Annotated in this window: 12 protein-coding genes; 6 read left to right on the forward strand and 6 right to left on the reverse strand. The window is 62.8% G+C overall.

The window, feature by feature from the left end:
* Positions 1 to 10: 10 nt before the first annotated feature.
* On the reverse strand, positions 11 to 844 hold the full coding sequence (locus tag VK792_RS09365) for an SDR family NAD(P)-dependent oxidoreductase (RefSeq protein WP_326297205.1): 834 nt from the start codon (positions 842 to 844) through the stop codon (positions 11 to 13).
* Between the two features lie 37 nt (positions 845 to 881).
* Positions 882 to 1,448, reverse strand: coding sequence for an SH3 domain-containing protein (locus tag VK792_RS09370; protein ID WP_326297206.1), 567 nt, complete (start codon positions 1,446 to 1,448; stop codon positions 882 to 884).
* A 172-nt stretch (positions 1,449 to 1,620) separates the two neighbouring features.
* On the opposite strand from VK792_RS09370, the gene VK792_RS09375 reads away from it, so the two are divergent.
* Positions 1,621 to 3,936, forward strand: a complete 2,316-nt coding sequence (locus VK792_RS09375; protein ID WP_326297207.1) for a DNA topoisomerase IV subunit A — start codon at positions 1,621 to 1,623, stop codon at positions 3,934 to 3,936.
* A 35-nt stretch (positions 3,937 to 3,971) separates the two neighbouring features.
* Here VK792_RS09375 and VK792_RS09380 read toward each other — a convergent pair whose 3' ends face one another.
* Positions 3,972 to 4,631, reverse strand: coding sequence for a Fe2+-dependent dioxygenase (locus tag VK792_RS09380; protein ID WP_326297208.1), 660 nt, complete (start codon positions 4,629 to 4,631; stop codon positions 3,972 to 3,974).
* 4 nt (positions 4,632 to 4,635) lie between these two features.
* A complete protein-coding gene (locus VK792_RS09385) occupies positions 4,636 to 5,421 on the reverse strand; it encodes a hypothetical protein (protein ID WP_326297209.1) in 786 nt (261 codons plus the stop codon).
* Between the two features lie 150 nt (positions 5,422 to 5,571).
* Between VK792_RS09385 and VK792_RS09390 the strand changes: the two genes are divergently transcribed.
* Both VK792_RS09390 and VK792_RS09395 read left to right on the forward strand, forming a co-directional pair.
* The gene (locus VK792_RS09390; protein ID WP_326297210.1) at positions 5,572 to 6,759 is read left to right on the forward strand and encodes a DUF898 family protein; all 1,188 of its coding nucleotides are present in this window, start codon (positions 5,572 to 5,574) and stop codon (positions 6,757 to 6,759) included.
* Positions 6,756 to 7,877, forward strand: coding sequence for a M48 family metallopeptidase (locus VK792_RS09395; protein ID WP_326297211.1), 1,122 nt, complete (start codon positions 6,756 to 6,758; stop codon positions 7,875 to 7,877). The genes VK792_RS09390 and VK792_RS09395 overlap by 4 nt, the downstream gene beginning before the upstream one ends.
* Here VK792_RS09395 and VK792_RS09400 read toward each other — a convergent pair.
* Entirely contained in the window at positions 7,874 to 8,350 is a 477-nt protein-coding gene (locus VK792_RS09400; protein ID WP_326297212.1) for a GyrI-like domain-containing protein, read from the reverse strand. The two genes, VK792_RS09395 and VK792_RS09400, sit on opposite strands and share 4 nt — an antisense overlap.
* 209 nt (positions 8,351 to 8,559) lie before the next feature.
* On the opposite strand from VK792_RS09400, the gene VK792_RS09405 reads away from it, so the two are divergent.
* Positions 8,560 to 9,318: an electron transfer flavoprotein subunit beta/FixA family protein gene (locus tag VK792_RS09405; protein ID WP_326297213.1), complete on the forward strand. Its 759-nt coding sequence runs from the start codon at positions 8,560 to 8,562 to the stop codon at positions 9,316 to 9,318.
* Positions 9,318 to 10,244 (forward strand): FAD-binding protein, encoded by a 927-nt coding sequence (locus VK792_RS09410; RefSeq protein ID WP_326297214.1) that lies wholly within the window; start codon positions 9,318 to 9,320, stop codon positions 10,242 to 10,244. Before VK792_RS09405 ends, VK792_RS09410 begins: the two co-directional genes overlap by 1 nt.
* 25 nt (positions 10,245 to 10,269) lie before the next feature.
* On the opposite strand, the gene VK792_RS09415 is transcribed toward VK792_RS09410, so the two are convergent.
* Positions 10,270 to 11,139, reverse strand: a complete 870-nt coding sequence (locus VK792_RS09415; RefSeq protein WP_326297215.1) for a DUF6473 family protein — start codon at positions 11,137 to 11,139, stop codon at positions 10,270 to 10,272.
* 159 nt (positions 11,140 to 11,298) lie between these two features.
* On the opposite strand from VK792_RS09415, the gene VK792_RS09420 reads away from it, so the two are divergent.
* Positions 11,299 to 12,174: a 3-hydroxybutyryl-CoA dehydrogenase gene (locus VK792_RS09420; protein ID WP_326297216.1), complete on the forward strand. Its 876-nt coding sequence runs from the start codon at positions 11,299 to 11,301 to the stop codon at positions 12,172 to 12,174.
* Positions 12,175 to 12,282 lie beyond the last annotated feature (108 nt).

Consider the following 12,282-nt stretch of genomic DNA (forward strand, 5'->3'; position numbering starts at 1 on the left):
AACGCGGCAATCAGCCCTTGGCGATCACCCAGTCCAGAAGCCGGGTCGGCAGCAGCCGTCGCGCCAGTCCCATGATATAGGTTGGCGTGGTGATATAATAGCGCGGCTTTGGCCGACGGCTTTCCAAGGCATGAATCAGCTTTTTTGTCACCGCCGACGGCGGCAGTTCGAACCGGTCGGGGCCGCGATCTTCGTACAGGCGTTTGAGCAGACTGTCGCGGTACTGGTCCGCGCGCGCCGAGTGCTGCCAGTCTACCCAGCGTTCGAAATGCGGAATCGAATTGACGCGGATCTTCGACGTGACCGGCCCGGTGTTCAGGGTAACGATGTGAATGTCGGTATCCCGCATCTCGACCCGCAGTGTATCGGTCAGACCTTCGAGCGCGAATTTCGTTGCAACATACGCACCACGCCAGCGCAGCGTCACCAACCCAAGGACCGACGAATGGTTGACGATCCGCCCGTGCCCCTGCGCGCGCATCACCGGGATCACTTTGCAGGTCAGATCGTGCAGGCCAAAGACATTGGCCTCGAAGATCTCGCGCAAGGCGCCGGCGGGCAGGTCCTCGACCGCGCCGGGTGTGCCGTGGGCACCGTTGTTGAACAGCGCATCCAGCGTGCCGCCGGTCGCGGCCAGCACCTCGGCCAGACCGATTTCGATGCTGGCGGGATCGGTGTGGTCGATGCGCGGGCTTTCGAAACCCTCGGCCCGCAACCGGTCGCAGTCCTTTTCCTGCCGGCAGGAGGCAAAGACGCGCCAGCCCCGTGCGCGCAGCCCGTGGATGGCGTCATAGCCGATGCCCGAAGAGGACCCGGTGACAAGGATCGAAGGTTTCTGTGTCATGCGCGCCCTGATAACGCGCACGCAGCAAGCTGCAAGATCAGTTCGACGCCGTTACAAGGAAATCGGCGATCCAGCCCACGCGGTTGTCGCCCACAACGCGCAGTTTCAGCCAACCGTCACCAGAATCGTCCAGAACCACGACCTCGTCACCTCGGCTCAAACGCGCCAGCACGGCATAGTTCGTACCCGGCCCATTGCGCATGTTCACGCGATTGCCCGTGATTTCACGAAAATCAAGATACAGCGGGGCAGGCGCGGTCACCGGTTCGGGTTCGGCAATGGCGACGACCGGTTCAGGTACGACCACGGGTACGGCATCCGCCACCACAGGTTGCGATGCGGGGGCGGCGGCCGTGTCCGCACTGACCGGCGCGGGTTCAGAGACCACCACAGCGGCCACCTTTTCCGGCGCAGGTGCTGCGACACGTTCGACAACGGCGACCGATGTCAGGTCAAGCGTGCTGGATGCTCGTGAAACGGACTGCAATTCCTCCGTCTGGACCTCGGCAACCTCGGCCGATTTCGGTTCGAATTCAGACCCGCCGGACATTTCATACCAAGTCCAGCCCAGGAACCCGAACGTCAACAGAATGAACCGCGTCATACCGCGATACCCCCCAATACCTTACATGTCATTTCTACCGGGCCGCGAGCAGACGGGTGCGGTCCCGTCCCACACTTCTAGCAGATTCCCGCCAACGGCCCAAAGGGTGAAGGGAAATTAATTTTCCCCGCTCCGCTTGCCGGGGCATCTGCGCAACGGTATCACAGCATCTATGGACGAGCAGCATAATGACACCAATATCGGCCCCCGCGACGTGGCCGAACCTTTGCGGCGCGCGATCGGCGATCGGTATCTGACCTATGCGCTGTCGACGATCATGCACCGCGCGCTGCCCGATGCGCGCGACGGGCTGAAGCCGGTCCACCGCCGGATTCTTTACGCCATGCGCCGGCTTCGCTTGACGGCGTCCGGCGGGTTTCTGAAATCGGCCAAGATCAGCGGCGATACGATGGGGGATTTCCACCCGCACGGCGACGCCGCGATTTACGACGCCATGGCGCGCCTGGCGCAGGATTTCGTGATCCGCTACCCGCTGGTCGACGGGCAGGGCAATTTCGGAAACATCGACGGCGACAACCCCGCCGCCAGCCGCTACACCGAAGCCCGCATGACTATCATGTCCGAGGCGTTGCTGGACGGGCTTGACGAAAATGCCGTCGATTTTCGCCCGAACTATGACGGACGGTTGCAGGAACCTGTGGTTCTGCCCGCATCCTATCCCAACCTTCTGGCAAACGGCTCCAGCGGGATCGCGGTCGGTATGGCGACCAACATTCCGCCTCACAATATCGGGGAATTGCTGGATGCCTGCCTGCACCTGATCAAGGCCCCCGATGCGCGCGACGAGACGTTGCTGAACTACGTCCCCGGCCCCGATTTCCCGACCGGGGGAATCATCGTCGAACCCAAGGACTCGATTGCCAAGGCCTATGCCACCGGGCGTGGCGCGTTTCGTCTGCGCTGCCGCTACGAGGTCGAGGACCTGGGCCGGGGCACCTGGCAAGTGGTAGTGACCGAAATCCCCTACCAGGTGCAGAAATCCAAACTGATCGAGCGCATCGCCGAGTTGATCCAGACCAAGAAGACCCCGATCCTGGCCGACGTACGTGACGAATCCGCAGATGACATCCGCATCGTACTGGAACCTCGGTCGAAGAATGTCGATCCAGATGTGCTGATGGGCATGCTTTACCGCAATTGCGACCTGGAGATCCGCTTTTCGTTGAACATGAATGTGCTGATCGATGGCGTGACGCCCAAGGTCTGTTCGATGAAGGAAGTGCTGCGCGCCTTCCTTGATTTCCGGCGCGAGGTTCTGATCCGGCGGGCCGAACACCGGATGGAAAAGATCGACCACCGGCTGGAAGTGCTGGAAGGTCTGATCGTCGCCTTCCTGAACCTTGACCGTGTGATCGACATCATCCGCTATGACGAGTCGCCCAAGGACGCCTTGATGCGCGAAGACTGGGGCAAGGACCACGTCCGCGCCCTTTCAGAGGCCGACTATGTCCCCCCTGCCACCGTCGCGACCGAGGACGAACTGGGCCTGACCGACGTGCAGGCTGAGGCGATCCTGAACATGCGCCTGCGGTCGCTGCGCAAGCTGGAAGAGATGGAACTGGTCGCCGAACGCGACAAGCTGATGGAAGAACGCGCCGGGCTGGAAGACCTGCTGGACTCCGGCGACCTGCAATGGAAGGCGATTGCCGATCAGCTGCGCGAGGTGCGCAAGGCCTTTGGCAAGGACGCACCCGGCGGCGCGCGACGCACCACCTTTGCCGAGGCCGGTGAGGTCGAGGAAGTGCCGCTTGAGGCGATGATCGACCGCGAACCGATCACAGTTGTATGTTCGCAGATGGGTTGGATCCGCGCAATGAAGGGCCACATTGACCTGTCCCAGGACCTGAAGTTCAAGGACGGCGATCGCCCGCGGTTCATCTTCCACGCGGAAACCACCGACCGGCTGCTGGTTTTTGGCTCGAACGGGCGGTTCTATACCCTGTCGGCGGCCAACTTGCCGGGTGGGCGTGGCATGGGTGAACCCTTGCGCCTGATGATCGACCTGCCGAACGAGGCAGAGATCCTGTCGTTCCTGATTCACCAACCCGATCGGCGGTTGCTGGTTGCCTCGGACGCGGGCGATGGGTTCATTGTGCCGGAAAACGACGTTGTGGCGCAGACCCGCGCGGGCAAGCAGGTGCTGAACGTCCGCGATGGCGCGCGCGCGCTGCTGTGCAAGCCGGTCAATGGCGATGCCGTTGCCGTTGTCGGGCAGAACCGCAAGGTCCTGGTCTTCATGGCGGACGAACTGCCGGAAATGGGCCGGGGCAAGGGGGTCCGGTTGCAGAAATACAAGGACGGCGGCCTGTCCGATGCGACCACCTTTACGTTTGCCGACGGGCTGACCTGGCTGGATCCGGCGGGGCGCACCCGTACCGAAAGCGACCTGTCAGAATGGATTGGCAAACGCGCCAGCAGCGGTCGCATGGCGCCGCGCGGCTTCCCCCGGGACAACAAGTTCACCTGACGCCCGCCACGCAACTGCGCCTGGGGGCGGTCCACTCAGCCCTCGGCCCACATCCTCAGCAAGTTGGACCGGGTCTTGGTCAACGTGTCGAACAGGGCGGTCTTGCCGTCCTGCGCATGAACCTGCTGCACCGCGCGGTCGAGGTCGAAGAGAACCTCGCGCTGGCCGGGTGACCGGATCCAGCTTTGCACCCAGCCAACCACCGCCAGCCGTTCGCCGCGCGTGACCGGCGACACCCGGTGCAGCGTGGTTGACGGATACAGGATCAGACTGCCCGCAGGCAGGCGGATCGCGCGGGTTTCCAGCGGCTCCTCGATTTCCAGCGCGCCGCCGTCATAGCTGTCGGGGTCGGACAGGAACAAGGTGAACGACAGGTCCGTCCGCACCCCCTGCATCAGCGCATCGTCAACATGCAACCCATAGGTTTGCCCCGCGCGATAGCGCGACAGGATCAGCCGGGTCATCGCCCGCGGACGCGCGGCAGAGGCAAAGACCGGGTGCGCCATCAGCGCCGCCTGTACCTTGGCCTGCACGGCCTCCAGCTCTGGCGACGGGGCGGCCTGTGCGTTGGCCTTGACCTGTTGCGCAAAGCGCCCGGCGGTCACCCGGCCATCGTCGAATGTCATCTCTGCGGCTTCTGCCCGGATCGCCGCAACCTCTGCTGGGCAGAGAACGTTTTCGATGGCCAGAAACATGGGCCTAGCGCACCTTCAGCCCGGCGATCTCGATCCGAGCAGCAGCGCCATAAACAGCGGACGGGTCCGCAGACTTTATGCCGGCCGCCATCATCGGCAAGACCTCATCGCAGATTGCAATCACCTTTTGCGCAGGCTTGTGGTTGTCCGGCATCGCTGCGGCCAGCGACCGCGCAGAGGTCAGGAAAGCGCGGCCTTCCAGCATGGCCACCGGGTCGGACTGTTCGACACCATAGGCAAATTCCGCTGCGGCGTCCTTGGCCACCTGGGTCATTGCCTCGAACCGCGCCCGATCTCCACCAGGCCCTTTGGCCTGCGTAGCGCGGATCGTCGCGATGGACCGGTCGATGGCCGCGTGAATCACCTCTGCCCCGGCTTCGTCGTAGAACGACTCTGTAACTTCTGCGATGGCAGGGGTGACGGCATCGGGCACATGCGCCAGCACCAGCCGCGTGCGCAGCCCGTCCATGAATTCCGCCTCAGGGTGGTTGGCGATGGCCGAGGCTTCGTCGACCTCGCCCTCATCGTAAAGCGCGCGCACGGCCAGCATGTGCGCCTCAAGCTTGGCGAGTTCGATCTGCAACGCCGCGTCGGGGCTGGCTGTTTCCGGTGCGGCGCCTTCACCGCCCTCGCCGCCTTCACCGCTTGCGGCGGTCCCGGCCGCAAGCCAAAGCTTGGCACCTTCGGGGCCTGCTTGGGCCGGACAGGCTGCCGTGGTCACAGCGGCTCCGACAAGGGCAAGTCCGGCCCACATGCGCGGGCGAACTGTCCGGGGGGTGTCATCCGTCATCATTGGCTCCCATTAGCTGACTAAAATAGTCAGTAATTCATTCCCCCGCTGGCGTCAATCCACACACCGAATCGTGACCCTCGTGCATAGGGCGTGAAAAACCTGCGCGTGGCAATTGGCGCGCGGCGACGATTGCGGCACTGTACAGGCATGAGCGAAAACGTTGTCGGTACACAGTTCGTCGGTAAGAAATCGCGCGTCTTCTGGCTGGCGCTGAAGACCGGCATGCTGACCGTGCTGACGTTGGGGTTTTACCGGTTCTGGATGAAGACACGGCTGCGGCGCTGGTATTGGTCGGCGATCCGTCCCGGGGGCTATCCGCTGGAATATGTTGGCGACCCGTTCGAAAAACTGCTGGGCTTTCTGATCGCGGTGGTAGTCCTGGCGTTCTACATCGGCATCGTGAACCTGCTGCTGATGTTCCTGAGCTATTCGTTCTTCCAGGACAATTTCGTCGCTTATACCGCCAGTTTTGTTGGCGTGGTCCCGCTGTGGTTTTACGCGCAGTTCCGATCACGGCGTTACGTACTGGCGCGGACCCGCTGGATGGGGTTGCGGTTCGGGCTGGAACCCGGGGCCTGGGGCTATGCCGGGCGGGCGCTGCTGTACTGGGGGCTGACCCTTGTCAGCCTTGGCATTCTGGCGCCGCTCATGGTGTTCCGGCTCGAAAAATACATCACCGACCGCACCTATTTCGGCACCGAACGGATGCACCAGGGCGGGCGCTGGACAATGCTCTACCGCCCGATGCGGCCACTGATCATTTCGGTACTGATGCTGATCGTGGCAGCGGTTTTGTTCGTGGCGGAACAGATCGGCCCGGGTACTGGCCTGTCCGTCCTTGGCATGGGCGGTTTGCTCTACGGGTATTTCGCTTTCAAGGTGAACGGCTTGGCGGTACTGACCCGGCACAAGCACCTGGCCGGCTGCAGTCTTGAGATGCGACCAAGCGCCGGGGCGGTGCTGGGCATCTACGCGCTTGGCTATGTGCTGGCCACATTCGTGATCGCCATTCCCGGAACCGCCTTGTTCATCCTGCTGCTGGTGGTTCAGTCCCCCGATACCGCCGCCGAACTGTCGCTGGGCACCGGGGGCTGGGTGGCAGATCAGTCGCGCTGGGTGCTGGTCGCGGTTTCGGCCATGCTGTATTTCAGCATTTTCCTGCTTTGGTCGGCATTGACCCATACGTTTGTCACGATGCCAACGATCAAACACTACGCCCGCACGTTGACGCTGATTGAACCAGCCAGTCTGCTGAGCATCACCCAGCGCCCGCGGGACGCAGCCGAACAGGCCGAAGGCTTTGCCGAAGCGCTGGATGTGGGGGCATCGATATGAGCACGCTGTTTCGTACCGACATCGCCCCCGAACCGTACGAAGAGGCCGCCGAATATCTGGATGGCCACAGCGCCACGCCGCACCCGGTCACGCTGCGCATCGACGAATTGTCGGCCAAGCTGGAAATCATCGGCGAAGACATCCGCGTGCGCTGGCTATTGACGGACATCCGCGAAATCCCCGATCAGGCCGGAAATGACATGATGGTGCTGCGCGAACGCGGCAATACCCTGCGTCGGGTGATCCTGCGCAACCGGTCACTTGCCCCTCGCCTGCCCTACCGCACCCGAAGCGCCCCGGTGACGAACCGGCTGCGGCTGACGGGCTGGGCGTTCGGAGCGGTGGCGTCGGTCGCGCTGATCATTTTCGTACTGGTGCCGACCATGGCGAACCAACTGGCCAATTTCATTCCCCCTGAAGGCGAACGCGCCCTGGCGGAGGCCACGCTGGACCAGATTCGCAGCGCGCTGGATGAAACCGGACTCCAGGGTGTGCGCACCTGCACCAGCGTCGATGGCACCGCCGCACTGAAGAAGATCGAGACCCGGCTGACCAGCGTGATGCCGGATGCGCCGGAGCTGACTGTCTTCGTCCTGGATCACGGCATGGTCAACGCCTTTACCCTTCCGGGCGGATATCTCGTGTTTTTTCGCGGGCTGCTGGACAACGCCGGCAGCGCCGAACAGGTCGCGGCGGTGTTTGCCCATGAAATGGGGCACGTCATCAGCCGAGATCCCACCCGACACGCGCTGCGGTCTGCCGGGTCGATCGGGGTGTTGGGACTGTTGTTCGGGGATTTCGCCGGGGGCGCGATGGTGCTGTTTCTCACCGAACGTCTGATCGACGCGCAATACAGCCAGGAAACCGAATCGCATGCGGACACCTTTGCCCAGGATCTGCTGATCCGCGCGGGCATCGCGCCGTCAGCCCTGGCCGACATGTTCGCGCGATTCCGGGCGCTTGGCCCCGAACCGACCGAAATGGAAAAACACTTCCTCAGCCATCCTGACCTTGGCGACCGGATCGCATCGGCCAGGGCCGCAACGCCTGCAGAGTTCCTGACAGAACCGGTGCTGACCGACCGTGAATGGCAGGCATTGCAGGGGATCTGCGATTAGCGCGGCGTAACAGGGACCCACAGTTCATAGGCCATGCCGTCCGGGCCATTGCGCGGATCGTCGGGATAGCATTCGAACACCGCGCCTTCGCGCTGGTGATAGTCCGAGGCCGGCAGCCAGTCGGAAAACATCCAATCCAAGTCCTGTGGCAGGCGAAAGATCGGGCCGAACCGGCGCAGCACGGCATAGGTGCCGGACGACAGCGTCACCGCACAGGTGCCCTCGGGCAGGGTCGCCGGAAGTTCAGACACTTCGCGGGCCACGAAATACCGAAACCCGCCGTTGCCGTCCGCCTCGGTCGAGACGCCAAACATGGCACCGGGCACGGCGTTGGCGATGTCGTAACCGGCGGCAAAGAACGCTTCCCATTGGGCGGGAATCTTGTCGCGGGTTTCCATCGTGTACCGGTCGCCCTGCCCCACAAGAACACGTTGCGGCATCTCGATGACCTCGGGGGACGGAATGTTGCGCATGAGCTTTCCCTTGGTTTCACACCTGGGTTGCCCCTGATCTTAGCAGTGTTTGGGCAAACCGTCGCCCCTTTCCCGAAAAACGCGACGTCGGTTGGCGCTAACGTGACGATTTTGGCCTGTTGCGACGGACCACTGTTGGGTATCACCCGTCGAAAGATTTGCAGGAGTCGCAGGCCCGCCTGCGCGAAACCAGGAAGAGGAACGCGAAAATGAAGGTGCTCGTACCTGTCAAACGCGTGATCGACTACAACGTGAAAGTCCGCGTGAAAGCGGATGGATCGGGCGTCGATCTTGCCAACGTCAAAATGTCGATGAACCCGTTCGACGAAATCGCCGTCGAAGAGGCCATCCGCCTGAAAGAGGCCGGCAAGGCGACCGAGATCGTGGCCGTGTCCATCGGTGTGAAGCAAAGCCAGGAAACCCTGCGCACGGCTTTGGCCATGGGCGCCGACCGCGCGATCCTGGTGGTTGCTGCCGATGACGTGCACCAGGACATCGAGCCGCTGGCTGTGGCCAAGATCCTGGCCGCCGTGGCCAAAGAAGAAGAGCCGGGCCTCGTTCTTTGTGGCAAGCAGGCGATCGACAACGACATGAACGCCACCGGGCAGATGCTGTCGGCGCTGCTGGGCTGGAGTCAGGCCATGTACGCCAACAAGGTGGACGTGGACGGCGATCATGCAGTGGTGACCCGCGAAGTGGATGGCGGCCTGCAGACCGTCAAGGTGAAGATGCCCACGGTCATCTCGACCGACCTGCGTCTGAACGAGCCGCGCTATGCCTCGCTGCCGAACATCATGAAGGCCAAGAAGAAGCCGCTGGATGAAAAGACCGCCGCCGACTACGGCGTCGATGTCACCCCGCGGCTTGAAATCGTGAAAACCACCGAGCCGTCCGAGCGGGCTGCCGGGATCAAGGTAGGCTCGGTCGACGAGCTGGTGGCGAAACTCAAGGAAGCAGGAGTGGTTTGATGGCGGTTCTTCTTCTTGCCGAAGTGACAAACGGCGCTCTGGCGACCGATGCCGTCTCCAAGGCGGTGACCGCGGTTGCGGGCCTGGGCGATGTGCATGTTCTGGTGGCGGGTCAGGGTGGCGATGCCGCCGCAGCCGAGGCGGCCACGCTCACCGGCGTGTCCAAGGTTCTGTTCGCGGGCGATCACGGCTTTTGCCACATGCTGGCCGAGCCGGTTGCCGATCTGATTGTCGGCATGGCGGGTGACTACAGCCACATCGCCGCACCGGCCACGACCGACGCCAAGAACGTGCTGCCGCGCGTGGCCGCGCTGCTGGATGTGATGGTGCTGACCGATGTGACCGCGGTCATTGATGCCGACACTTTCGAGCGTCCGATCTACGCCGGTAACGCGCTCCAGACGGTGAAATCTTCGGACCCGGTCAAGGTGATGTCGATCCGGACCACCGGCTTTGACGCCGCCGCAACCGGCAATTCCGCCCCGGTCGAGGCTGTCGATACGGCAGCCAGCGCGGGCCTGTCCGAATGGGTCGAGGACAAGGTCGCCGAAAGCGACCGTCCGGAACTGACTTCGGCCGGAATCGTCGTGTCGGGCGGCCGTGGCGTTGGGTCCGAAGAGGACTTTGCCCTGATCGAAAAGCTGGCAGACAAGCTGGGCGCCGCCGTTGGCGCGTCGCGTGCAGCGGTCGATTCGGGCTTTGCACCGAACGATTGGCAGGTGGGCCAGACCGGTAAGGTCGTGGCACCCGAGCTTTATGTCGCCGTCGGCATTTCCGGTGCGATCCAGCACCTGGCCGGCATGAAGGACAGCAAGATCATCGTGGCCGTCAATAAGGACGAAGAAGCGCCGATTTTCCAGGTCGCTGATTTTGGCCTGGTGGCCGACCTGTTCGACGCCGTTCCGGAACTGACCGAGAAGCTGTAGGCGCGGACGCGGGCCAAAACCCGCCCTATGAAATCCGAAGGCCCGCCCCGGTGGCGGGCCTTTGCGTTGCGGCCAGCAACTCCAAGACCACCGGAGCCAATGCCTGTGCCGCCTCTTGATGGGCCAGCGGCCCCATCAGCCGTTCGGCGGCGGGGCTGTCGCCTTCGGCAAAGACCATGCCGCGTGTGCCGCGCCCAAGGGCCCGGTCGCTGGCGGTCAGGTCCAGCACGGCATCAACCCGAGGCGTAAGCCTGTCGACCATCTCGCGGGTGACAAACAACGCCTGTTGCCCATGGTCAGGCATTGCAGAGTCCGGCATCGGCTGCGCTGCGAACCAGGCCAGGACGACGCGGCCCTGCAACAGCCCGATCAGCCGCACCATCCGCGCGAACCACGAAACCTGAAGCTCTTCGACCACCTCGGCAAATCGCTGCGGACATAGCTGCTGCAAATGCCCCAGCATGTGGCGTGTAAAGCTGAACTGGGAAAAATCGATGTCCGGGAACAACGCGGTCAGGCGTGACGACGCCCTGAGAAACCTGTCATTGCGGCGCGGATGCACGGAATAGAACCGGTTCGACATGTTCGCCGCGCCAAGAATCTGCACCACCGTCACGTCCGCCCCCTTGGCCGCGTTCAACACCTCTGTATCGTTGAGGAACACGTCTAGACCGGCGTTCATACAGCCGAAATTCACGCAGGTTTTTCCGATCAGCCGTTCCAACAGCGCCGGGTACGGATCGGCGATGAACAGGCCATAGGTTTCCGTCCCGCCCAGCACAGCAACGAAAGACCCGTCCAGCTTGCGCCGTGGGCCGCGGAACAGCACACGCGAGCCGCCATAGCGGCATGGATAGTATTCAAGGCCTTCGCGGCCCCCGGCAACATGGTTCATGGCACCCACCCGAATTGTCGTTTCCCACACGCGGAAGAATCGGACACGGGTCTTGCCAATTTGCTAAAGCGAAAAAGCTATTCGCGTTTTAGCGACCCACCCTTGCAACCGGCTGGTCCGCCTGCCTATGCTGACGCGGACATTGCAAGAGGGGCAGACATGGAAATCCAGTCTATCGGGGTCGTTGGCGCTGGCCAGATGGGCAACGGGATTGCCCACGTGATGGCATTGGCCGGGTATGACGTTCTGCTGAACGACATCAGCTCCGAGGCGCTGGAAAATGCCGTTTCTCTGATCGAAAGGAACCTTGCCCGACAAGCCAGCCGCGGCAAGATCTCTGACGACGAGATGCGGGCCGCCATGGGACGGATCAAGACCACGCTGGATCTGCCCGACCTCGGCAAGACCGACCTTGTGGTCGAGGCCGCAACCGAGCGCGAAGAGACAAAGCACAAGATCTTTGCGGCGCTTCTGCCGCATCTTCAGCCGCACACGATCCTGACCTCGAACACCTCATCCATCTCGATCACGCGGCTGGCCAGCGGTACCGACAGACCCGAGAAGTTCATGGGGTTCCACTTCATGAACCCGGTGCCGGTGATGCAGCTTGTCGAACTGATCCGGGGGATCGCAACGGATCAGGAAACCTACAAGACCTGTCTTGGCGTGGTGGAAAGGCTTGGCAAGACCGCAGCCAGCGCCGAGGATTTCCCGGCGTTTATCGTCAATCGCATCCTGATGCCGATGATCAACGAGGCGGTCTATACGCTGTACGAAGGGGTGGGCAACGTGAATTCGATCGACCAGTCGATGAAACTGGGCGCAAACCACCCAATGGGGCCGTTGGAACTTGCCGATTTCATCGGACTGGACACCTGCCTTGCGATCATGAACGTGCTGCATGACGGGCTGGCCGATACCAAGTACCGCCCCTGCCCGCTGCTGACGAAATACGTCGAAGCCGGGTGGCTGGGCCGCAAGACCGGACGCGGATTTTATGATTACCGTGGCGAGGTGCCGGTTCCGACCCGCTGACCGTTCGGTTTCGGATCGCGGCGCGATCCGACCGGGGAGCGCCTTCTGCGAAAGCGCGCCTGTTGGGGGCGCTGCCCCCAAACCCCCGAGGTATTTGTGCAACCAAAG

It is taken from the genome of Mesobacterium hydrothermale, from assembly GCF_035818635.1.
In the GTDB taxonomy this organism is placed as follows: Bacteria; Pseudomonadota; Alphaproteobacteria; order Rhodobacterales; family Rhodobacteraceae; genus Mesobacterium_A; species Mesobacterium_A hydrothermale.

What these genes read in the sequence shown, in the direction of transcription:
- VK792_RS09365 (WP_326297205.1), bottom strand. Translation starts at nt 844, where the DNA reads ATGACACAGAAACCTTCGATCCTTGTCACCGGGTCCTCTTCGGGCATC.
- VK792_RS09370 (WP_326297206.1), bottom strand. Translation starts at nt 1,448, where the DNA reads ATGACGCGGTTCATTCTGTTGACGTTCGGGTTCCTGGGCTGGACTTGG.
- VK792_RS09375 (WP_326297207.1), top strand. Translation starts at nt 1,621, where the DNA reads ATGGACGAGCAGCATAATGACACCAATATCGGCCCCCGCGACGTGGCC.
- VK792_RS09380 (WP_326297208.1), bottom strand. Translation starts at nt 4,631, where the DNA reads ATGTTTCTGGCCATCGAAAACGTTCTCTGCCCAGCAGAGGTTGCGGCG.
- VK792_RS09385 (WP_326297209.1), bottom strand. Translation starts at nt 5,421, where the DNA reads ATGACGGATGACACCCCCCGGACAGTTCGCCCGCGCATGTGGGCCGGA.
- VK792_RS09390 (WP_326297210.1), top strand. Translation starts at nt 5,572, where the DNA reads ATGAGCGAAAACGTTGTCGGTACACAGTTCGTCGGTAAGAAATCGCGC.
- VK792_RS09395 (WP_326297211.1), top strand. Translation starts at nt 6,756, where the DNA reads ATGAGCACGCTGTTTCGTACCGACATCGCCCCCGAACCGTACGAAGAG.
- VK792_RS09400 (WP_326297212.1), bottom strand. Translation starts at nt 8,350, where the DNA reads ATGCGCAACATTCCGTCCCCCGAGGTCATCGAGATGCCGCAACGTGTT.
- VK792_RS09405 (WP_326297213.1), top strand. Translation starts at nt 8,560, where the DNA reads ATGAAGGTGCTCGTACCTGTCAAACGCGTGATCGACTACAACGTGAAA.
- VK792_RS09410 (WP_326297214.1), top strand. Translation starts at nt 9,318, where the DNA reads ATGGCGGTTCTTCTTCTTGCCGAAGTGACAAACGGCGCTCTGGCGACC.
- VK792_RS09415 (WP_326297215.1), bottom strand. Translation starts at nt 11,139, where the DNA reads ATGAACCATGTTGCCGGGGGCCGCGAAGGCCTTGAATACTATCCATGC.
- VK792_RS09420 (WP_326297216.1), top strand. Translation starts at nt 11,299, where the DNA reads ATGGAAATCCAGTCTATCGGGGTCGTTGGCGCTGGCCAGATGGGCAAC.